This window comes from Micromonospora sp. DT62 (assembly GCF_049847285.1).
Lineage (GTDB): Bacteria > Actinomycetota > Actinomycetes > Mycobacteriales > Micromonosporaceae > Micromonospora > Micromonospora reichwaldensis.
This window is the reverse complement of the sequence record NZ_JBNCOB010000007.1, coordinates 280,871-301,433: the sequence shown is the minus strand read 5'-3', so window position 1 is coordinate 301,433 and position 20,563 is coordinate 280,871. Positions and strand designations below refer to the sequence as shown.

The 20,563-nt window shown below is 72.9% G+C and carries 19 protein-coding genes and 1 tRNA gene; 7 read left to right on the top strand and 13 right to left on the bottom strand.

The window, feature by feature from the left end:
• Positions 1–220: 220 nt before the first annotated feature.
• From pknB to ACPXCB_RS13970, 7 genes are read right to left on the bottom strand one after another with little or no spacing between them, the layout of a single operon-like run.
• Positions 221–2,026, bottom strand: coding sequence for a Stk1 family PASTA domain-containing Ser/Thr kinase (gene pknB / locus ACPXCB_RS14000; RefSeq protein ID WP_425875441.1), 1,806 nt, complete (start codon positions 2,024–2,026; stop codon positions 221–223).
• Positions 2,023–3,441, bottom strand: coding sequence for a protein kinase domain-containing protein (locus ACPXCB_RS13995; RefSeq protein WP_425875439.1), 1,419 nt, complete (start codon positions 3,439–3,441; stop codon positions 2,023–2,025). Before ACPXCB_RS13995 ends, pknB begins: the two co-directional genes overlap by 4 nt.
• A gap of 1 nt (position 3,442) precedes the next feature.
• Entirely contained in the window at positions 3,443–4,948 is a 1,506-nt protein-coding gene (locus tag ACPXCB_RS13990) for a peptidoglycan D,D-transpeptidase FtsI family protein (RefSeq protein WP_425875437.1), read from the bottom strand.
• Positions 4,945–6,435 carry an FtsW/RodA/SpoVE family cell cycle protein gene (locus tag ACPXCB_RS13985; RefSeq protein ID WP_425875435.1) on the bottom strand — a complete coding sequence of 497 codons (1,491 nt, stop codon included), beginning with the start codon at positions 6,433–6,435 and terminating at the stop codon, positions 4,945–4,947. Before ACPXCB_RS13985 ends, ACPXCB_RS13990 begins: the two co-directional genes overlap by 4 nt.
• Before the next feature lie 25 nt (positions 6,436–6,460).
• Positions 6,461–7,897 (bottom strand): BofC C-terminal domain-containing protein, encoded by a 1,437-nt coding sequence (locus tag ACPXCB_RS13980; protein WP_425875433.1) that lies wholly within the window; start codon positions 7,895–7,897, stop codon positions 6,461–6,463.
• Positions 7,894–8,379: an FHA domain-containing protein FhaB/FipA gene (locus ACPXCB_RS13975; protein ID WP_311410022.1), complete on the bottom strand. Its 486-nt coding sequence runs from the start codon at positions 8,377–8,379 to the stop codon at positions 7,894–7,896. The genes ACPXCB_RS13980 and ACPXCB_RS13975 overlap by 4 nt, the downstream gene beginning before the upstream one ends.
• Before the next feature lie 6 nt (positions 8,380–8,385).
• Complete coding sequence (locus tag ACPXCB_RS13970; RefSeq protein ID WP_088996759.1) at positions 8,386–9,174, bottom strand: FhaA domain-containing protein; 789 nt, start codon at positions 9,172–9,174, stop codon at positions 8,386–8,388.
• 226 nt (positions 9,175–9,400) lie between these two features.
• On the opposite strand from ACPXCB_RS13970, the gene ACPXCB_RS13965 reads away from it, so the two are divergent.
• The 3 genes from ACPXCB_RS13965 (at position 9,401) to ACPXCB_RS13955 (ending at position 11,471) form a co-directional block, all read left to right on the top strand.
• Positions 9,401–9,486 (top strand) — tRNA-Leu (locus tag ACPXCB_RS13965).
• A gap of 66 nt (positions 9,487–9,552) precedes the next feature.
• On the top strand, positions 9,553–10,668 hold the full coding sequence (locus ACPXCB_RS13960) for an NAD-dependent epimerase/dehydratase family protein (RefSeq protein WP_425875430.1): 1,116 nt from the start codon (positions 9,553–9,555) through the stop codon (positions 10,666–10,668).
• Positions 10,665–11,471 (top strand): WecB/TagA/CpsF family glycosyltransferase, encoded by an 807-nt coding sequence (locus ACPXCB_RS13955; protein ID WP_425875428.1) that lies wholly within the window; start codon positions 10,665–10,667, stop codon positions 11,469–11,471. The genes ACPXCB_RS13960 and ACPXCB_RS13955 overlap by 4 nt, the downstream gene beginning before the upstream one ends.
• A gap of 70 nt (positions 11,472–11,541) precedes the next feature.
• On the opposite strand, the gene ACPXCB_RS13950 is transcribed toward ACPXCB_RS13955, so the two are convergent.
• Complete coding sequence (locus ACPXCB_RS13950; protein WP_425875426.1) at positions 11,542–13,404, bottom strand: S8 family peptidase; 1,863 nt, start codon at positions 13,402–13,404, stop codon at positions 11,542–11,544.
• 218 nt (positions 13,405–13,622) lie between these two features.
• Here ACPXCB_RS13950 and ACPXCB_RS13945 point away from each other — a divergent pair, with 218 nt between their 5' ends.
• On the top strand, positions 13,623–14,222 hold the full coding sequence (locus ACPXCB_RS13945) for a hypothetical protein (protein WP_425875424.1): 600 nt from the start codon (positions 13,623–13,625) through the stop codon (positions 14,220–14,222).
• On the opposite strand, the gene ACPXCB_RS13940 is transcribed toward ACPXCB_RS13945, so the two are convergent.
• The 3 genes from ACPXCB_RS13940 to ACPXCB_RS13930 form a co-directional block, all read right to left on the bottom strand.
• Positions 14,190–14,597, bottom strand: a complete 408-nt coding sequence (locus ACPXCB_RS13940; protein WP_311410018.1) for a hypothetical protein — start codon at positions 14,595–14,597, stop codon at positions 14,190–14,192. The two genes, ACPXCB_RS13945 and ACPXCB_RS13940, sit on opposite strands and share 33 nt — an antisense overlap.
• A gap of 200 nt (positions 14,598–14,797) precedes the next feature.
• The gene (locus tag ACPXCB_RS13935) at positions 14,798–14,998 is read right to left on the bottom strand and encodes a DUF397 domain-containing protein (protein WP_393169244.1); all 201 of its coding nucleotides are present in this window, start codon (positions 14,996–14,998) and stop codon (positions 14,798–14,800) included.
• Positions 14,989–15,870 (bottom strand): helix-turn-helix domain-containing protein, encoded by an 882-nt coding sequence (locus ACPXCB_RS13930; protein WP_425875422.1) that lies wholly within the window; start codon positions 15,868–15,870, stop codon positions 14,989–14,991. Before ACPXCB_RS13930 ends, ACPXCB_RS13935 begins: the two co-directional genes overlap by 10 nt.
• Before the next feature lie 627 nt (positions 15,871–16,497).
• Between ACPXCB_RS13930 and ACPXCB_RS13925 the strand changes: the two genes are divergently transcribed.
• Both ACPXCB_RS13925 and ACPXCB_RS13920 read left to right on the top strand, forming a co-directional pair.
• The gene (locus ACPXCB_RS13925; RefSeq protein ID WP_425875420.1) at positions 16,498–16,785 is read left to right on the top strand and encodes a hypothetical protein; all 288 of its coding nucleotides are present in this window, start codon (positions 16,498–16,500) and stop codon (positions 16,783–16,785) included.
• A 100-nt stretch (positions 16,786–16,885) separates the two neighbouring features.
• A complete protein-coding gene (locus ACPXCB_RS13920; RefSeq protein WP_425875418.1) occupies positions 16,886–17,341 on the top strand; it encodes a hypothetical protein in 456 nt (151 codons plus the stop codon).
• Positions 17,342–17,362: 21 nt separating this feature from the next.
• On the opposite strand, the gene ACPXCB_RS13915 is transcribed toward ACPXCB_RS13920, so the two are convergent.
• Together ACPXCB_RS13915 and ACPXCB_RS13910 are read right to left on the bottom strand one after the other, a co-directional pair.
• Positions 17,363–18,154, bottom strand: a complete 792-nt coding sequence (locus ACPXCB_RS13915) for a PASTA domain-containing protein (protein ID WP_425875416.1) — start codon at positions 18,152–18,154, stop codon at positions 17,363–17,365.
• Positions 18,155–18,333: 179 nt separating this feature from the next.
• Complete coding sequence (locus ACPXCB_RS13910; protein WP_425875414.1) at positions 18,334–19,005, bottom strand: PASTA domain-containing protein; 672 nt, start codon at positions 19,003–19,005, stop codon at positions 18,334–18,336.
• A gap of 124 nt (positions 19,006–19,129) precedes the next feature.
• Between ACPXCB_RS13910 and ACPXCB_RS13905 the strand changes: the two genes are divergently transcribed.
• Complete coding sequence (locus ACPXCB_RS13905) at positions 19,130–20,554, top strand: hypothetical protein (RefSeq protein ID WP_425875412.1); 1,425 nt, start codon at positions 19,130–19,132, stop codon at positions 20,552–20,554.
• The last annotated feature ends 9 nt before the right edge of the window (positions 20,555–20,563 follow it).

Sequence of the window (20,563 nt, the reverse complement as noted above, 5' to 3'; positions counted from 1 at the left end):
GCCGCGCGGATCAGGCGTCGCCGCCACCGGCTCGCCCGGCCCGCCGCACCGGTCGCCGGCCGCCCGTCGTCGCCGACAGCCGGAGGGCGCCGTCCGACGGCATCGGAAGGCCGCTGCCCGACGGCGTCGGAAGGCCGCTGCCCGGCGGCGTCGACAGTGCCTTGACCGGCGGCGTCCGCAGGGCGCCGCTCAGCAGGGTCCCCCGCGCTCACGAGCGGGGTCAGCGCTCGGGCAGGCGGATCGGCGGGGTGGTCGGCAGCGGGAAGCCTCCGCCGCCGCCGTTACCGGGGGTGGTCGGCGTGACGCTGGGCGTCGGGCTCGCCGAATCGGTGGGCGTCGGCTCGGCCTGCGGCACGGTGACCACGATCGTCACGGTCTTGCCCCTGGCGAGGTTGCTCCCGGCCGCCGGGGTCTGCGAGGTGACCTGGCCGGCCTCCTCCGGCGGCACCTCGCGGCCCCGCTTGACGTCGACCCGGTAGCCCGCCTCGTCCAGCTCCTCCTCGGCGTCGTCCTTGCTGGAGCCGACGACGTTGGGCACCTTGCCGACGTTGCCCCTGGAGACGGTGAGGGTGACCGTGCTCTTCGCGGCGACCTGCTTGCCCTCCTCGGGCGACACCGTGAGGACGATGCCCTCCTTCTCGGCGTCGTCCTTCTCCTTCTTCTCCACCTTGAAGCCGGCCGCCTCCAGCCGGTTCTTAGCACTCTCATAGGTGGAGCCGGCGAGGTCCGACGGGATGGTCTTCATCTCCACGCCGCCGCAGATCCGGACGACGACATCGCGGTTCGCCTCCAGGAGTGAGTTGGCAGGCGGGTCCTGGTTGACGACCTGGCCCTTCTGGCAGGTGCCGAAGACCTGGTCGCCCTCCTTGGGCACCAGGTTGGCCTGCTGGATCCGGGCGAACGCCTCCTGCTGGGTCAGACCGGTCACCGTGGGGACCGTGGCCCGGTCGTCGCCGTCGCGCTGGCTCAGCAGGGCGGCGGCGAGGGCGATCACCGCGAGGACGCCCACCGCCGCGAACGTCGCGATCAGCCAGGAGGACGCCTTGCGACGGCGCGGGTCGCCGACCCGGGCCGGCATCTGCCGGGTCTGCGGGGCGCCCCCGGCGCCCGCGTAGCCGGCGGCGGCCGGAGCGAGCTGCGTCGTCTCCTCCTGCGGCAGCACCGGGGTCGCCATCACCGGGCGGCCGGCGGCCGCCCGGAGCAGGTCGGCCCGCATCTCGCCGGCGCTCTGGTAGCGGTTGAGGGGGTTCTTCGACAGCGCCTTGAGCACGATCGCGTCGACCGCGGGGTTCACGTCCGGGTTGATGTCGCTCGGGGTCGGGGGCGCCTCCCGCACGTGCTGGTACGCCACGCTGACCGGGCTGTCGCCGACGAACGGGGGATGCCCGCAGACCAGCTCGAAGAGGACGCAGCCGCCGGCGTAGACGTCGGAGCGGGCGTCGACCGCCTCGCCGCGCGCCTGCTCGGGCGAGAGGTACTGCGCCGTACCGATGACCGCGCTCGTCTGGGTCATGGTGGTGGCGCCGCTGGCCAGCGCCCGCGCGATGCCGAAGTCCATCACCTTGACCTGGCCGGTCTGGGTGAGCATCACGTTGCCGGGCTTGATGTCGCGGTGGATGATGCCGTGCCGGTGGCTGAACTCCAGCGCCGCGCACATGTCGGCGCAGATCTCCAGCGCCCGGCGCGGCTGGAGCCGCCCCTCGACGCCCAGCACCTCCTTGAGGGTCCGCCCGTTGACGAACTCCATCACGATGAACGGCAGCGTCTCGCCGGTGGGCGCGGTCTCCTCGCCGGTGTCGTAGACGGCGACGATCGCCGGGTGGTTGAGGGACGCGGCGTTCTGCGCCTCCCGGCGGAACCGCATCTGGAAGGTGGCGTCCCGGGCGAGGTCGGTCCGGAGCATCTTGATCGCGACGTCCCGACCGAGCCGGAGATCACGACCGCGGTGCACCTCGGCCATGCCGCCGTAGCCGAGCAGCTCGCCGACCTGGTACCTGCCACCGAGCAGGCGGGCCTGCGCTGTCATCGCGTCTGTCGTCCTTCGCTCGTCGTCTCGTCGCTGCCCGACCGGGGCAGTTCCTGTCGACGGTACGACGTTCCGGTCGGATCGTCGCGTCCGTCGGGCCACAGCGCGCCGGACGTCACCGTCGGCGGAGTGCCCGCGCTCGACTTCGTGCCTTCCCGCAGCTGGTAGGAAATCACGCCGGAGCAGACGAGGACCAGCACGGCCACGATGATGGCGAGGAACACCATCCCGGGCCGGGACCGCTGCCCACCCGGCTGGTGCGCCGGCGGGACGGCGTGTCCCGCGTACGGCATCGGCCGGGCCTGGGGCACTGGCGCCGCGCCGCGCGGGTAGCCCGTCGGCGCCATCTGCGGGTGCTGGACCGGCGCGGCGGGCGCGACCGAGGTGGGGCGGTGCGGCGCGGCGGCCGGCCGGGGGTTCGCCACGGGCGGCCGGTGCGCCGCCATGGGCGGACGCGGCGGCTGCGCGGCGACGTTCGGCTGCCGGTGCGGCGGCGACACCGGCGGACGCGGCGGCGGCACCTGGGCGCGGCCGGGCGGGCCGGCCGGCGACGCCGGGGCGGCGGAGATGGGCTGACCTGCCGCCCGGGCCTGCTGGGAGAGCTGGGCCTTGAGCTGCCGGGCGACCCCGGCCAGCGTGGCGGCGCTCGGCCAGCGTGCCGCCGGGTCCTTCGCCAGGGCCCGCTCGACCACCGCCCGGACCTGCGGCGGAATGTCCGCAGGCAGCGGACGGGGCGTCTCCCGCACGTGCCGCATGGCGATGTCGAGGGGATTGTCGCCCTCGAACGGGCGTCGGCCGGCGAGGCACTGGTAGGCCACCACGCCGAGCGCGTAGACGTCGGACGCGGGCGTGGCGACCCCGCCGGTGGCCTGCTCCGGGGAGATGTACGAGGCGGTGCCGAGCACCGAGCCGGCGGCGGTGAGCTGGGCGACCAGCTCCGACCGGGCGATGCCGAAGTCGGTGAGCACCAGGGTGCCGTTGGGCCGGACGAGCAGGTTTCCGGGCTTCACGTCCCGGTGCACGATGCCCTTCACGTGCGCCGCGTGCAGCGCGTCGGCGGCCTGGGCCACGAGCGCCATCGTGCGGGCCGGGGTGAGCCGGCCGACCCGGGCCAGGGTGGCCGACAGGGCGTCGCCCTCGACGTACTCCATGACCAGGAAGGCGATCTGCTGGTCGTTGCCGAAGTCGTAGACGTCGACCACGCCGGGGTGGTTGATCGTGGCCATGGTGCGGGCCTCGCCACGGAAGCGCTCGGCGAAGTCGGGGTCGTCGAGCAGCGCGGGGAGCAGGCTCTTGACGGCGACCGTACGGCCGAGCACCTGGTCGGTGCCGCGCCAGACGTCACCCATGCCACCGCTGGCGATCCGCTCGTCCAGGCGGTAACGGTTGCCGAGCTGCACCCCGGGGCTGAGCATGTCAGCGGCCCCCGGGGTCGGCGATGGCGGCGCGCATGATCTGCCCGGCGATCCGGGCCGCCTCGGCGCTGCCGCCGGGGCCGGCCTGCTCCAGCATCACGCAGACCGCGGAGACCGGCGTGCCGTTCTTGTCCAGGGCGAAGCCGATGAACCAGCCGTGGTCGGGCCGGTCGGGCGCCGACTGGGCGGTGCCGGTCTTGCCGCCGACCGTGTAGCCCTTGAGCTGCGCGTTCGTGCCGGATCCGTTCTCGACCACGCTGACCATCATGTCCCGCAGGTCGTTGGCGACCTGACCGCTGACCGGCTGCCGCAACTCCTTGGGCTTCGCGGTGTAGTAGCTGGTGGTGCGGTCCGGGGCGAGCAGCTGACGGACCAGGTACGGCCGCATCTGGCTGCCGCCGTTGGCGACGGACGCGGCGATCAGGGCGCCCTGGAGCGGGGTCATCCGCACGTCGCGCTGCCCGATGGAGGACTGGGCCAGCGCGGCCGGGTCGGCGCCGCCGTCGGCGTTCTCCATGCTGCCGGTCCGGCTCGCCGCCACCGGGTGGCCGGCCTCGTTGAGGTGGCCGACGGTGAGGTCCTCCTGCTCGAAGCCGAACTGCCGGGCCTTCTCCTTGATCTTGTCGGCACCGAGCCGGACGCCCATCTGCGCGAAGCCCGTGTTGCACGACTCGGTCACCGCGTTGATCAGGGTGACCTCGTCCTCGGGGCAGATCGACGGGTGCGCGTTGCGGATCGGCGTGCCCGAGGTCGGCGGGGTCCAGCTGGCCCCGGCCGGGATCCTCGTCTGCTGACCCACGCCGCTCTCCAGCGCCGCGGCGGCCACCACGATCTTGAAGGTGGAGCCCGGGGGCAGCACCTCGCCGAGGGCCCGGTTCTTCAGCGGGCCCGCCGGGTCCTGCTCCAGCTTGTTGTACGCGGCCGTGGCCTCGTTGGTGCTGTGGCTGACCAGCGGGTTGGGGTCGAAGCTGGGCATCGAGACCAGCGCCTGCACCGCCCCCGTACGCGGGTCGACGGCGATCGCCGCGCCCTTGGCGGCGTCGACCCGGTTGTTCCGCAACTGCTCGAACGCGGTGTTCTGGGCGCCCTTGGAGACCGTCAGCAGCACGTTGCCGCCGCCGGACTGGTCACCGGTGAACATGTCCTTGACCCGGTTGGCGATCAGCGCGTCGCTGGTGCCGGCCAGGAAGTCGTTCTCGAACTTCTCGATGCCGGTCTCGGCGAGGTTGACCGGCTTGTAGCCGAGGATGTGGGCGTACCTCGCCCCGCCGGGGTAGCTGCGCTGGAACTTCAGCTCGCCGTCGGTCTCCTTGCTGAGCGCGAAGGCGGTGCCGCCGGCCTCGATGTTGCCGCGCTTGCGCTCGTACTCGGCGACCTGGACCCGACCGTTGTAGTCGCTGGTGCGGTACTCGTCGGCCTTGTAGGCCTGGATCCAGTTCAGGTTCGCGAAGAGCAGACCGAAGAGAACCATGACGACGATGCCGACGCGGCGCAGGGGTGCGTTCACGGCTTGATCACCTCCGTGGGGGCACCGTGCAGCTGCTCCGGCGGGCCGCCGGACGGTCGGGCCGCCTTGCCGCCACCGCCGGTGACGGGCCGGCGGGCGCCGTCGGAGATCCGGAGCAGGACCGCGATGAGCAGCCAGTTGGCCATCAGCGAGGAACCGCCGGCGGAAAGGAACGGGGTGGTCTGGCCGGTCAGCGGGATGAGCTTGCTGATCCCGCCGACGATCACGAAGACCTGGAGGCCGAGGGTGAAGGCCAGGCCGCCGGCCAGCAGCTTGCCGAACGAGTCCCGCACCGCCAGCGCCGCTCGCAGCCCCCGCTCGACGATCAGCAGGTAGACCACGAGCAGCGCGGAGAGGCCGAAGAGCCCGATCTCCTCACCGATGCCGGCGAAGATGAAGTCGTTCTGCACCTCGGGCAGCAGGCCCGGCTGGCCGCCGCCCGGGCCCGCGCCGAACAGGCCGCCCGTGCCGAGCGCGAGCAGCCCCTGCACGAGCTGGTAGCCGTCGTTGTAGGGGTCGCCGAACGGGTCCAGCCAGATCTGCGCGCGCAGGTAGAAGTTGGCGAACGGCCCGCCGACCACGTCGCCGAGCACGTACGCCAGGTAGACACCGCCGAAGAAGAGCACCAGACCGATGAGCAGCCAACTGACCCGTTCGGTGGCGATGTAGAGCGTCACCACGAACATGCCGAAGTAGAGCAGCGAGGTGCCGAGGTCCTTCTCGAAGACGAGGACCAGGACGCTGATCAGCCAGACCACGACGACCGGGCCGAGGTCGCGCCCACGGGGGAAGTCGATGCCGAGGAACCGGCGGCTCGCCAGCGACAGCACCTCGCGCTTGCGCACCAGGTAGTAGGCGAAGAAGACCAGCAGGGCCAGCTTGGCGAACTCACCGGGCTGGATCGAGAAGCCCCCGACCCGGATCCACAGCTTCGCGCCGTTGATCTCGGAGAACCGGCTGGGCAGCACCGCCGGGATCATCACCAGCACGATGCCGGCCAGCCCCAGCGTGTACGCGTAGCGCGACACCGAGCGGTGGTCCCGCATGAGCGCGAGCAGGCCGGCGGCGAGGACGACCGAGGCGAGCGTCCAGGCTAGCTGCCGGCCGCCCGTGCCGGCGAAGATGGCCAGGTCCTCCCGCTCGGCGGGCGCGGCGCTGCCCAGGTCGAGCCGGCGCAGGAAGCCGACCCCGATCCCGTTGAGCAGGGCGACCGCCGGCAGCAGGGCCGGGTCGGCGAAGGGTGCCAGGAACCGGATCACCAGGTGCAGGCCGAGGAACACGGCGGTGAGCGCGGCAGCCGGCATCCAGAAGTCGGCCGTGACGGTGTCGAGCACCTTCGCCTCGACCATCGCCCCGTACGCGGCCACCAGCACCATGGCGACCAGCAGCAACGACAGCTCGGCGTTGCGCCGGGACCGGGCCAGGCGTACGCCGGGCTGCTCGCCCGTGGTGGCGGGCGAGGATGCCGGAATGGCCGCTGCGGTCACGGAACGTCCTCGGATCGAGCCGCGCCTACTCCGGCGACCGGCACGCGGCGGGGTCGAGCGCCGGCGAGTCGGTGTCGGAGGGCGGGGCGTCGGGCGTGGTGGTCGGCGCGGCCGGCGTGCTCGGCCGGCCGCTGACCGGGGCGCGCGCACTCGCGCTGCCGGTCGGAGCGGGCGACACCGGGACGGAGGTCGGCGTCGGGACGGTGGTGACGGCCGCGGCGCTCGGACTCGGCGGGCAGACCGGCTTCAGGTTCGGGTTCATCGGGTCGTCGCTGGTCAGCTCGGCCAGTCGACGCTCGGCGTCGGGCTCGCTCTTGGCCGGGATGCCCTGCTTGACCTGCTCCTGGGCGGCCAGGGTCAGGTCCTCCAGGTCCGCCGGGCTCTTGGAGTGCACGGTCGACAGGTTCATCCCGGCGATCTCGCCCTGGATGCCCCGGAACACCGCGACCTGGCCGTTCTCGGTCGCGCCGACGTAGTACTGCCGCTGGGTGTAGCTCCAGCCGCCGAAGACCGCGCCGCCGATGAGGACCAGCAACGCCACCGAGATCGCGGCGGCCCGCACCGGCCGACGCCTCGGGCGCTCCGACTCGTCGTCGGCGCCGGCCGTCGGCTCCTCGGGAACGGGCGGACGCGGCGCGGAGAGGGCGGACGCGCGGGCGGCCGGGGTGGACACGTCGGCGGAGGTCGCCATGCCCCGGTCCCGGGCGGCGGCGCCGCCGACGATCGGGCTCGCCTCGACGATGTCCTGGTCGGTGGCGTCGGCGATGATCACCGTGATGTTGTCCGGGCCGCCGCCGCGCAGGGCGAGCTGTACCAGCCGCTCCACGCACTGCTGCGGGTCGGTGTACTCGCGCATCGTCTCGCCGATGGTCTCGGCGCTGACCACACCCGAGAGGCCGTCGCTGCAGATCAGGTAGCGGTCGCCGGGGAGCACCTGACGGACGCTGTATTCCGGGTCGATGTCGCGGCCGTCGAGCGCCCGGGTGAGCAGCGAACGCTGGGGGTGGCTGCTCGCCTCCTCGGCGCTGATCCGGCCCTCGTCGACGAGCATCTGGACGTACGTGTCGTCCTTGGTGACCTGCGCGAACTCACCGTTGCGCAGGAGATAGGCCCGCGAGTCACCGATGTGGACCATGCCCAGCTTGCTGCCGGAGAAGAGGGTCGCGGTGAGCGTGGTGCCCATCCCCTCCAGCTGGGGGTTGGCGTCCACGGTGTCGCGGAGCTGCTGGTTGGCGGTGCCCACGGCCGAACGCAGCGCGTCGACGAGGGCGTCACCGGGGACGTCCTCGTCGAGCGGCGCCATGGCACCGATGACGATGTTGCTGGCGACGTCACCGGCGGCCATGCCGCCCATGCCGTCGGCGACGGCGAGAAGCCGCGGCCCGGCGTAGACGGAATCCTGATTACCGTCTCGGATCAGACCGCGGTCGCTGTGGGCCGCATAGCGCAGGGTCAGAGTCATGGCCGTAATTCGAGAGAAGTGCGGCCGATCCGGATCGGCACGCCGAGGGGGACGGGGGTTGGTCCGGTGACCTTAGCGCGATCCAGGTACGTGCCGTTAGTCGAGCCGAGGTCCTCGACGAACCACTGGCCGTCGCGCGGCACCAGACGGGCGTGCCGCGCCGAGGCGTAGTCGTCGGTGATGACGAGGGTGGAATCCTCCGCCCGACCGATGGTGATCTGCGCTTCGCCGAGGGTGATCCGGGTCCCGGCCAGTTGGCCGGCGGTTACCACGAGCTGGTGGGCCGCCCTGCCCCGCTTCGACTTCGTCGGTTTCGCCGCCTGCCCGAGCGAGGCGCCGACGGCCCGGGGGGCGGCCACCAGCCGGCCCGACCGGGCGCCCGCGAACAGGTCCCGGCGGATCACGCCGACCACCGTGAACACGAAGATCCACAGCAGGATGAGGAACCCGAACCGGGCGACGGTGATGACGAGCTCCGGCAAGGCGGGTCAGCCGTCCACGCGGAAGGTCAGCGTCGTGGTGCCGAGCTGGATCATGTCGCCGGGATTGAGCGCGACGGCGGAGACCCGCTGGCCGTTGACCATGGTGCCGTTGGTCGACCCCAGGTCGGTCAGCACGACCTGACCACCGTCGAAGTCCAGCCGGGCGTGTCGCCGCGAGATCCCGACGTCGGGCAGGCGCAGGTTGGCCTGGTCGCCGCGGCCGATCACGGTCGAGCCCATCTGGAGGGGGTAGGTGCGCCCGTCGCCGGAGACCAGCCGCACGTTGCGGCCGCCGCCGTGGCCGGGCGGAGGACCGTAGCCGCCGCCCTGGTCGTACGCCGGATAGGCGGGCGGGCCCGCGTCGTAGCCGGGCGCCGAGACCGGGGCGACCTCGCCGCCGGTGTAGACCTCGGCGGTGACCCGGAACATCCCGGTGTCCAGCCCTTCGCCGCGTTCGATCTCGACGATCACGTCGCCGTAGACCGTCCAGGCCTGCTCGCCGATGAACTCCGCCTGCGACTGGGCCAGCTCCTGGGCCAGCGCGGCGGCGTACGGCGCCAGACGACTGTGGTCGTAGGGCGAGAGATCGATCACGTAGCGGTTGGGCACCAACGTGCGCCCACCGGCCAGGATCGCCTTGTGCGCCTCGGCCTCCCGCTGCATGGCGTTGAGGATCTCCACGGGGTGGACCACCCCTTTGAAGACCTTGGCGAAGGCCCCCTCGACCAGGCCTTCCAGACGCTTCTCGAAGCGTTGCAGCACGCTCACCGGCTCCTCCTCGGGTCCCGAGGACATGATGGTATCCGGCCGGCGCGCGCGCAGCTCACACGCCGCTCGGCCGTCTGACGGCGGCCCGTTCGGACGGGCCGATACTGCCGTGCTACTCTTTCGTCCGCCACGAACGGTAACCGCTCCTCGGACGGTAACCGATCGTCACAACGACCACGGACCGGCTAGGATGTCCGAGGCCCGCTGGAGACAGCAGGTCCGGCACAGACTACAGTGTTCGAGGTCAAGCCACGGGGAAGTGGCGGAATGGCAGACGCGCACGGTTCAGGTCCGTGTGCCCGAAAGGGCGTGGGGGTTCAACTCCCCCCTTCCCCACCAATACGCGAGGGCTCCGCAGCGATGCGGGGCCCTCGCGCCGTATCGGGGCGTGCCGTACGTCACGCTATGCTCCGATGGTTTCTGCCTCCGATGGACCAGGAGTGGCGTGTGAGTGTCGCGTTCGTGACCGGGTCGGGCGGTCTGATCGGCTCCGAGGCGGTCCGGCACTTCGCCGGCCTCGGTCTCGAGGTCGTCGGCATCGACAACGACATGCGGCAGGAGTTCTTCGGCGCGGAGGCGTCCACCGCGTGGAACGTCCGCCGGCTGACCGACGAGCTGGGGGCCGCGTACTCGCACCACAGCATCGACATCCGCGACCGGGCCGCGCTGGCCAAGCTGTTCGAGCGGTACGGCACCGACGTCGCCGTGGTGATCCACACCGCCGCCCAGCCGTCGCACGACTGGGCGGTGCGCGACCCGTTCACCGACTTCGACGTGAACGCCGCCGGCACGCTCAACGTCCTGCAGAACGTGCGGGAGCACTGCGTCGAGGCGCCGCTCATCCACTGCTCCACCAACAAGGTCTACGGGGACCGGCCGAACAGCCTGCCGCTGGTCGAGCTGGAGTCCCGCTGGGAGATCGAGCCGGGGCACCCGTACGAGCAGGGCATCCGCGAGGACATGTCCATCGACGCCTGCCTGCACTCGATCTTCGGCGCCTCCAAGGTGGCGGCCGACGTCATGGTGCAGGAGTACGGCCGCTACTTCGGCATGCGGACGGCGTGCTTCCGGGGCGGGACGCTGACCGGCCCGGCGCACTCCGCGACGGAACTGCACGGCTTCCTCGGCTACGTGATGCGCGCCAACATGGAGCGCCGCACCTACAAGATCTTCGGCTACCAGGGCAAGCAGGTCCGCGACGCCATCCACAGCTCGGACGTGGTCAGCGCGTTCGAGGCGTTCTTCCGCAACCCGCGCTCGGCGGCGGTCTACAACCTCGGCGGCGGCCGGCACTCGAACACCTCCAACCGCGAGGCGTTCGCGCTCGCCGAGCAGATCACCGGCCAGGAGATGGTCACCGAGTACGTCGAGGCCAACCGGATCGGCGACCACAAGTGGTGGATCGGCTCGAACGAGGCCTTCCAGGCCGACTACCCCGAGTGGAAGCAGGTCTACGACGTGCCCATGATCATGCGCGAGATCTACGAGGCCAACGTCGACAAGTGGGTGCCGGGCGCATGACCGGCAGGGGCAAGCGGAACGTCCTCGGGGTCCTGGTCGACGCCACCGACTACGCCGAGGCGACCGAGCAGGTGGTGGCGGCGGCGCAGGAGCGCCGACCGCTGGCGCTGACGGCGCTGGCCGTGCACGGCGTGATGACCGGGGTGCTCGACCCGGCGCACAACGCCCGGCTGAACTCCTTCGACGTGGTCACCCCCGACGGCCAGCCGGTGCGCTGGGCGCTCAACCTGCTGCACGGCGCGGGGCTGACCGACCGGGTCTACGGCCCGAACCTGACCCTGCACGTGCTCGCCCGGTTCGCCGACGAGGGGCTGCCGGTCTACCTCTACGGGTCGACCGAGGAGACCCTGGCAAAACTGATCCCGGCGCTGGAGCGGATGTTCCCGGCGCTGAAGATCGCCGGGGTGGAGCCGTCGAAGTTCCGGGCGGTGCAGCCCGGCGAGGACGTGGAGATCGCCGACCGGATCCGGTCCAGCGGGGCCCGGCTCGTGCTGGTCGGGCTGGGTTGCCCGCGCCAGGAGGTCTTCACGTACGCCATGCGACCGCTGCTGGACATGCCGCTGATGGCGGTCGGGGCGGCCTTCGACTACCACGCTGGGCTGCTGCGCCAGCCCCCGCCGTGGATGCAGCGGGCGGGCCTGGAGTGGTTCTGGCGCCTCGGCCTGGAGCCGAAGCGCCTCTGGAAGCGCTACGTGATCCTCAACCCGGCCTACCTGACCCGGCTCGCCGGGCAGAAGACGGGGCTCTGGAAGGCGAAGCCGCCGGCCCCGGCCACGGAGCGACCGGCGACCTTCGCCGTCTGATCTCCGACAGAAGTCAGGAAAGGCCCCTTCCCACGCGCGAGGCGATGGGAAGGGGCCTTCCTCGTGTCCGCTAGAGGGTCAGGGTCCAGGTGTTCAGGTAGCCGGTGTCGCCCGAGTAGACGTCGCGCACCCGCAGCTGCCAGGTGCCGTTCGCGGCCTCGCTCGACAGGTTCGCCGTGTAGGTGGCGTTGATGTTGTCCGCGCCGTCGAAGATGCTGCTGTTCTTCAGCCGGTAGGTCGAGCCGTCCGGCGCGACCAGGTCGATGACGACGTCACCGCGGTAGGTGTGCACGATGTTCACCGCGACGGTGGAGGCCGACGAGGCGTTGCGGGCACAGCCGGCGATCACGATCGAGCTGCTCACCGCGACGTTCGTGTCCGGGATCGCGAGGTCGGTGCCGTTGGTGCCGGAGCAGCCGCCGCCGGTGCCGGTGACCGTCAGCGAGTAGGTGGCGGTCCTGCTGCCCGAGGCCGCGGTGCCCGTCACGGTCACGGCGTAGGTGCCGGCCGGGGTGCTCGCCGAGGTGCTGATGGTCAGCGCCGAGGAGCCACCCGAGGTGACGGTGGCCGGGCTGAACGAGGCGGTCGCCCCGGACGGCAGCCCGCTCGCCGAGAGGCTCACCGACTGGGCGGAGCCGTTGGTCGTGGCGGTGGCGACCGTGGCGGTCACCGAGCCACCCGGCGCGGTCGAGCCGGACGTCGGCGAGACCGAGACGGAGAAGTCGTTGGTCGGCGGCGGGGTGTCGCCGTTGACGACGTAGAGCAGCTTGTTCGGCGAGCCGGTGCCCGGGTTGGTCACCACGTTGCTGGTGGCGTTGTTCACCAGGTAGTCGCGGACCTGCTGCGGCGTCCAGGTCGGGTTGGCGCTGGCCACCAGGGCCGCGACGCCGACCACGTGCGGGGTCGCCATCGAGGTGCCGCTGATCGTGTTGGTGGCGGTGTCGTTGGTGTACCACGCCGAGGTGATCGACGAGCCGGGCGCGAAGATGTCCAGGCAGGTGCCGATGTTGGAGAACGACGACCGGGCGTCGGTGTTGGTCGTGGAGCCGACGGTGATGCCCTCGGCGGTCCGGGCGGGCGAGGTGTTGCAGGCGTTGCCGCCGGAGTCGTTGCCAGCCGCCAGGCCGTAGCTCACGCCGGAGTTGATGGAGTTGCGCACGGCGGTGTCGAGCGAGGCGTTCGCGCCGCCGCCGAGGCTCATGTTGGCCACGGCCGGCTTGACCGCGTTGGCGGTCACCCAGTCGACGCCGCCGATGACGCCGGCGTTCGTGCCGCTGCCCTGGCAGTTCAGCACGCGTACGCCGACCAGCTGGACGCCCTTGGCCACGCCGTACGCCGAACCGCCGACGGTGCCGGCGACGTGCGTGCCGTGCCCGTTGCAGTCGTCGGCCGAGCCGCCGTCGACGGCGTCGTAGCCGGAGACCGCCCGGCCGCCGAAGTCGCTGTGGCTGAACCGGATGCCGGTGTCGATGATGTAGGCGTGCACGTTGCTCGCCGTGTTCGGGTACGTGTAGGAGCTGTCCAGCGGCAGGGCGCGCTGGTCGATCCGGTCCAGGCCCCAGGAGGGCGGGTTGGTCTGGGTGCCGGCGATGGAGACCGTGTGGTTCTGCTCGACGTACGCCACGGCGGGGTCCGCGGCGATGCGGGCGGCGGCCCTGGCGTCGACCCGGACCTCGAAGCCGCGCAGGGCGGCGCCGTAGGTGCGGGCGACCGCGCCGCCGTGCCGGCCGACCAGCCGCTGCGCGGTGTCACCGACGCTGCTGCGGGCGACCGAGCTGTCCTTGAAGACGACGATGTAGCTGTCGGCCACGGCGGTGGCGCCGCCAGCGGCGCGGATCGTGCCCACCGGTTCGGCGGCCATGACGGGCGTGGCGGTGGCCACCATGGCCAGCGCGGCCACCCCGACGAGTACGGACCTGCGTGGAAGACCCATCTTCTACTCCCTCCGACCGGCACCGACCGTCCAACTGTTCGAGACGAGTGAATCGATGAATGCCGATCAAGCTGAGGGTAGGGGGGCGCAAACGAGAATTCAAACATGTCGACTTCCCCATACCATCGGGAAGATGACCCCCTAGGGGCGGCGGCTGCGGGACGAACCGGGGACCTGCCCGGATTCACGGTCGTCGAAAACGGGCAAGGCTGTCGGTCATGGAGATTCACCTGACCGTGCTGCTGGCGCTGACCGCCGTCTGGCTCGTCGCCGGCTGGCTCGCGGACGGGCTGCCCCGGCTGGACCACGCCCGGGCCCTGCGCAGGCGTACCGGATGGGTGCTCGCCCTGACGATGACCGGCCTGGGCCTGACGGCCGCCGTGCTGGGCGCGGGGCTTTCCAGCGCCGGCGCGACCCCGGCGGACCGGGCGGCCGCCGGCCTCACCCTCGCCGCCGCCCCCGCGCTCGTGGTCGCGGCCTGCACGGTGCGCCGGGTACGCCGGCTGCGGGCGGGCGCGGGCGCGCTCTCGTCGGCTCCGGGCACCCCGGCGCCGCACGGCCTGCGGGCCTCCGCCGCGCACCCGCTGATCGGGCTCCCGGTGCAGGTCACCGGGCTGGCGATCCTGCCCGCGGTGGCTGCGGCGAGCGCACCGGACCTGCTGTCCGGACCCGGCGTGGCCGGGCCGGCGGTCACCCTGGGCGTGCTGGGCGTCGCCGCCATCGGCGTACGCCACGCCCTGCGGCACAGCCGGCTCGTCGAGCGGGCCGTGCCGGTACGGCCCGCGTCACCGCGAGCGGCCGGGGCCCTGCACGTATAGCAGTTCCAGGATCGCCCGGGTCGCCTCGAACCAGCGGTCGAGCCAGCCGGGCGGCGGGACGCTGCCCTTCGGCGGCAACTCCATCAGCAGCCCGCGCAGCAGCGGATGGTCGACCAGCGACTCGGGCGGTTCCACCGACCAGTTGCCGGGCGGGAACGACGGTTCGGTCAGCGGGTTGGGGTCCAGCGAGGGCAGGGAGAGCGGCGGACCGGGCTGCTCCGGCGGCGCGGCCGGGCTCTCCCGGCCACCCATCTCGGTGTCGGTCGACACCACCTCGGTGAGGACGGTGTCCCGCCGTGCCCCCCGGTACTTGCCCCCGAACCGTTCCGGCTTGCCCGGCCCGTTGGTGAGGTTGTCCGAACCGATCGTCGTCATCCGTCTCGCCTGCCTCGCTCGGTTGCCGATCCCTGCGGCGGGTCGTCGACCAGCGCCGTACCGAGGGGTACAACGACACGGGACCCGATGTGGCGACGCCGACGGCGGGACGACTTCGCGGCCGGTCCGGACGCGGGCACGACGATGCCCCCGCCCGGCTCCACTGCCGGGCGGGGGCATCCCGTCACGTTCCGGTCCCGTCAGCCCTTGTCGAACACACCGCCCCTGGCGCCGGCGACGAAGGCGTGCCAGCCACCCGGGGAGAAGACCAGGGCCGGGCCCGTCTTGTCCTTCGAGTCCCGCACGCCGACCGCCCCCGTCACGTACGCCACCTCCACGCAGTTGTCGCAGTTCGGCCCGCTCTTCGAGCTCTTGAACCACGTCGCCTGCGTCAGGTCCACGGGGAACCTTTTGGTCGCCCTTTCCACATCGGCTCCTCTGCCAGTTTCGCGATGTGTGCGATGGACTCCTCAGGACGAATGGCCGCCGCTCGGATGTGATCAAAGATGAAGCTGTACTTCTGCAGTTCGTCACTCTTCTCCAGGAAGAGCCCACCCGTGGCATTCTCCGCGTACACGACATCCGGATCACCGGGCTCAGGGAAGCTGAGGATCGTGAAGGTGCCGTCCATGCCGGCGTGCGCCCCTACCGCGAAAGGCAGGATCTGGAGCGTCACGTTCGGCAGTTCCGCCACCTCGACCAGGTGTTTCAGCTGGTCACGCATTACCTCGTCCCCGCCCACCGGACGGCTCACCACCGCTTCATCGAGCACCACCCACAGATCGACCGGATCATCCTGCGTCAACAACGACTGACGGCCCAGACGGACACGCACCCGTTGCTGCACCTGTTCGGGAGTGAAGTCGGGCCGGGCGGCCCGGATCATCGCGCCCGCGTACTCCTCGGTCTCCAGCAGCCCGGGCACCACCTGCTGCTCGTACGCCCGGATCGAACCGGCCGCCGCCTCCAGCCCGACGTACGCGCCGACCAGCACCGTGCTGTAGGGGTGCCACCAGCCCTTCTGCCGCGCCTCGCGGGCGATCTGCACCAGCTCGTCGCTCTCGGCACCCACCACGCCGTAGATCCGCAACATGTCCCGCACGTCCCGGGGCGTCGCCGTGGTGTGGCCGGTCTCGATCCGCGAGACCTTCGACGCCGAGCACTCCAACTGCTCGGCGACCGCCTCTATGGTGATGCCGGCCGCCTCCCGTTGCCGGCGCAGTTCGGCGCCGAGGCGACGCCGCCGGATGGTGGGGCTGCGCCGCTCGCTCACGACACGACCCCGCCCGCTGGTCGGAACCACCGCCTGTCAGGCCTCACCCGGTCCACCTCCGCCTCGCCGTGCGCCACTGTCGTCACCCGCCAGGGGCGCGACCGTCGTACGGCGGGCGTCGTTCGCGGCGTGGGGTGGTGCCGGTCATCGGCCGGCCGCGACGGGCGAAACCGGCTCCCAGTGTGCCGGGCATACGTGAATGGCTTCAAGCGCTGCTTTGCGCGAGGCGCTCACGTATCGGCAAAAGTCGACGTGCAACTTGCATGAAGCACGTCGCTGATGCAGTCTGTCCGTATGGCTCGGGTTACTCACCGTCTCCGTCCGCTTCCTCGCCGTGGTGACCCCACGGACCGCGGGACGCGCGGCGGTGGGAGCGCCCGGCAGTCGACAACCAGACCTGCCCCGGGTTGATGACCTCGCCGCTGCACGCCAGTTGGCTGCGGCGGCGGGAGCGGTACCCGGAGTAGCCGAGTGATGGTCGGGTGGCGGTTCGCCACCAGCGGATACGGCCCGACCACCACCGCCCGCAAGACCGGTCCACGAGGCATGACCCCGCCACCGGGCCATCGACGTCCCCCGACCCCCACCGCCGGCCCGTCGGCCGGCCGACCCTTCCCAGGAGCCCATGTGCTTCCCCGCTCCGGTGACGTACTGCACGTGACTCGCGCGGCGAGTGTCCAGTTCCTCAGGCCCATCATGTTCCGGGTCATCCGGGTGCTCGACTGGCCGACCTACGACGGCTGGATCTGGCTCGAAGGCTACGAGTTGAACGCATCGGGGGACGCGGTCAGCCGGCGGTCGATCTTCGTCCAGCGGGAGGGGCTACGCCACCTGCGCTCGGCCCCCGAGCCGCGTCCGCACACCGTGCGCACGCCGCGCCGGCCCGCCGCCCGTACCCCGGTCCGGGTGGGCTGACCTGCGCGATCGGCAGCCGAGTGGCGTGCCGTCGCCATAGGATGAGGTACGCCCACCCCGGCACGTTTCCACCCCGCGCGTCCAGGACCCCGAACCTGGGATGGCCATGGTCAATCAGCCCGCCGCGCGGCGGCACCACCGCTCCCGTATCGCCTACGCCTTCGGACTACTGGCGCTGATCGGCGCCGCCACCACACTGGTGGTCGTGGTCCGCGATCCCGCCCTCTCGTCCACCACGCGGCTGACCACCCCGGTCCCGGCACCGGAGATCACCGTGGTGGACGAGGACCCGCCCTACGGCGACGACGTGCCGGACGCCCTCGATCCCCCGTACGCGCTGACCGGGCCGAGGGAACCGGACGCGCTCGGCGCCGCGGGCGACTCCGGACCCGAAGCCGGGGCCGGTGTTCCCACGAGCTCCCCGGACGGTGCGGCACACGCCGCCCGCCCCGCACCCGACGACGTCCGCCGTTCCCTCTTCTGGTCCGGCATCTTCGGACTGGCCATCTCGCTGGCCGGGCTCGGCATGGTCGGAACGAGACGACGCATGTGGTGACGCGGCGGCGAGGTCAGCGGCTCACCGGGTGGCGGTCGGTTCGACCGACGGCGTAACCTCACCGGTCGGCGAGGCGGCGTCACGAGCCACCACCAGCGTGACCTCCTCGTCCGCCGGCACCAGCTCCCCCGCCGCCGGCTCGGTGCGGATCACCGTGCCGGCCGGACGGTCCGACGTCTCGTACTCGACCCGGTGGCCCAGCCCGACGTCGTCCAGGATGGCCTGCGCCGTCTCCAGCGGCAGGTTCACCACCGGCGGCATCGGCAGTTCGGCCGGCTCCGAGGGTGTCGGGGACGCCGAGGGCGACGAGCTGGTGGGGGCCGCCGAGGTCGGCGCGGCGGTGGTCGGCGACGCGCGGGTCACCGACGGCGACGGCGACGGCTCCGGCCCGCTCGGATCGTCGTCCGCCGACTGGAGGGCCAGCCACAGCCCGGCGCCAAGCAGGCCGAGCAGCAGCAGCACGATCACGCCCCACAGGATCGGCAGCCACCAGCGCCGCGCGTCCTGCTCCTCGGCGTACCACTCGGCCTCCGGCTGGTCGGCCGGCCCGCCGGGGCGTACCTCCGCCCGGCCGGACCATGCCGCCGGCCCGGACCGCTCCGGCGGCACGGCGGCCGTACGGTCCAGCGGGGCGGTGCCGTCGAGGGGCACCCGTCGGGTGGCGTCGCCGGCGTCCGGGGCGCTCCGGTCGGGGCGGGGCAGCGGCTGCGTACGGTCGGGTTCCGGCCCGCCCGAGGGATCGCCCGGCGGAGGCAGCGGGCGGGTCCGGTCGTCGTGTTCCCCGGCGGGCGGCTCCCGGCGGTCGTCGCTCATGCCGGCACTCCGCTCCGCTGCGTGCCGACCTGAGGCACCACCGCACCGTGCCGATGGTTCGCTCGCTGACGCTCACTCATGGCGCGTCCTCTCCCGGCCCGGGCGGGCGTCGCGGACCCTGACCGCCAACCTAGCGGTCCCGAAGGCCATCGGCCGGGATCAGCGTGTCGGACGCTCCGTCACGGCGTCGGGGAGGGCGAACCGCCGTCCTCCGGCGCGTCGCCGCACCAGATCGACACCTGGTCGTTCCACCGGCCCGCACCGTCGCCGGGCGGATCCTGCCGGCTGACCTTGCCGGTCCTGCCCGTCCGGTACTGCGGGTAGAAGCCCTCGTCGACGAGCTCGTCCGCCGCGTCGTCGCAGTCGTCACCCACCACGTCCGGCACGGTGGCGGCCGGCGCCGGACCACTCACGTAGAGCGTCACGGTGCGCCCGGGCTGCACCTCGGCGCCCACCTCCGGGGAGCTGCGCTCCACGGTCGTCCCGGTGCCACGGCCGAAGACGAGCCGCCAGCCCAGCCGCTTGTCGCGGAGCTCCTCGCGGGCGTCCGTGAAATCCTCGCCGACGACCGGCGGGACCGTCAGCCCCGCGGAGCGGCTCGGTGCGGTCGTCCGGGGAGCCGCCGCCGGCGCGGACCGGCCCGGGGTCGATCGGGTCGCGGCGGGCGCGCTGGTGGCGGGCAGACCCTCCGCCGCCGTCGGCGGGGCCGACGGGTCGTCCTCGCCGGCCAGGAGCCACCCGCCGGTCGCGCCGACGGCAGCGAGCAGCACGACGGCAAGCCCGCCCCTGAGCAGCAACGCCGACCGGTCCGGCCCGGCGTCGTCCCGCGCGCCCGTGTCCCCGTCCGTCATACGCCCACCCCGCCTCGATCACCGGCGACCGTACCCGCTCCCGCCGACGCCGGCGTCATCGCGGTCGCCCGGGCCGGACCGCCACGACTCGCCGCGCCGACCACGGGACGTTACGCTGCCCGGCATGGCCAGACGGGGCTGGGGAGGATCGATCGCGATCGCGGTCGGCGTCGCTGCCGGCGCGGGCGCGGCCCAACTGGGCTTCGGCTACGGGCTGGGCATCATCAACTGGGCGCCGGCGGACGCGACCGCCGGTGCGACCGCCTGGGTGGCGGGCCTGATCTGGGCCACCTGGATCGCGGCCACCTCGACGGTCTTCGGCGCGGTCTGCACGCAGCGGCTGCGCGACCGCGCCCCGGCACCGGACACCGGCCCGGCCGACGCGGCTCCGGCCGAACCGGGTGGCGGCACCCTCGGCTCCGCCGCGCTCGCCGTGGCCGCCGGGGTGGGCGCGCTGATCACCGTGCTGCTGGTGGCCGTACCGGCCCGGCAGGCGGTGGCGGTGGCCGACACCGGTTCGCCCCGGAACGTCGCGGCCGCCTACGCGGCGGTCGGCGTGCTGGTCGGCGTGCTGACGGCAGCCTGGGCGCTGCGCTCGCGGGCCGCCGCTAACAACGTGCTCGCCACCGTCGGCTGGCTCTGGCTGCTCGCCGTGATCGCCGTCGTGGACGGCGTGCTGGCCGGGCGCGGCCTGACCAGCGCCCAGCTCGGCATCTGGCAGCTCGGCCCCGACGACGGGCGGTACTGGATCCGCGACTACTTCTACTGGCCGGGCGCGCTGCTGTCCCTCGGCTCCGCGCTGGTGATCGGTGCCCTCGCGGCTCGCCGGGACGCCCGGGACCCCGACCACCGGGTCGGGGCGGCCGCCTCGGGTACGGCCGGGCCGCTGCTCGTCGCGACCGCGTACTTCCTGGCGGTGCCGAGGCTGACCGCGATCAGCCCGGAGCAGGTGTCGGCACACCTGATCGCGCCGTACGCGGTGATCGTCGGGGTCGGCGGCGCCGTCCTGGTCACCGTCCTCGCCCAGCGGGCCGCCCGACAGGCCGCGACCCGGGGGCCGGTGCGGGTCCCCCGCCAACGCACCGGCGAACCCGCCGACCACCCGGGCGACCCGGCCCCGGGGCGACACAACCCTCCGGTCGGCGGCACCGACGGCGACGCCCAGGCGACGCCCGACGGCAGCGACACCCGCACGACGCCGGGCGGCACCGACACCTCCACCATGCCGGGCGGCACCGACACCTTCACCGGGCCGGGCGGCAGCGCACCGGGCGGAGGGGCGTTCCCCGCCGACCGCGAACCGGCGCCGGCTGCCGCGCGGCCCGCAGCCGCGTCCGGCACGCCGGCCGGAGAACCGACCCCGTCCGGCACGCCGGCCGGGGAGGCGGCCGCGTCCGGCACGCTGGCGGGAGAACCGGCCGCTCCGGCCCCCGGGGACGGCACGCCGGCGTCGGCGACGACCGGGGAGCCGGCAGTGCCGGCCGCCGACGATCCGGCGGAACCGCAGCCCACCGGCCGCCGATCCCGCTCCGGCCGCCGCACCCGCTGACCGGCGGCC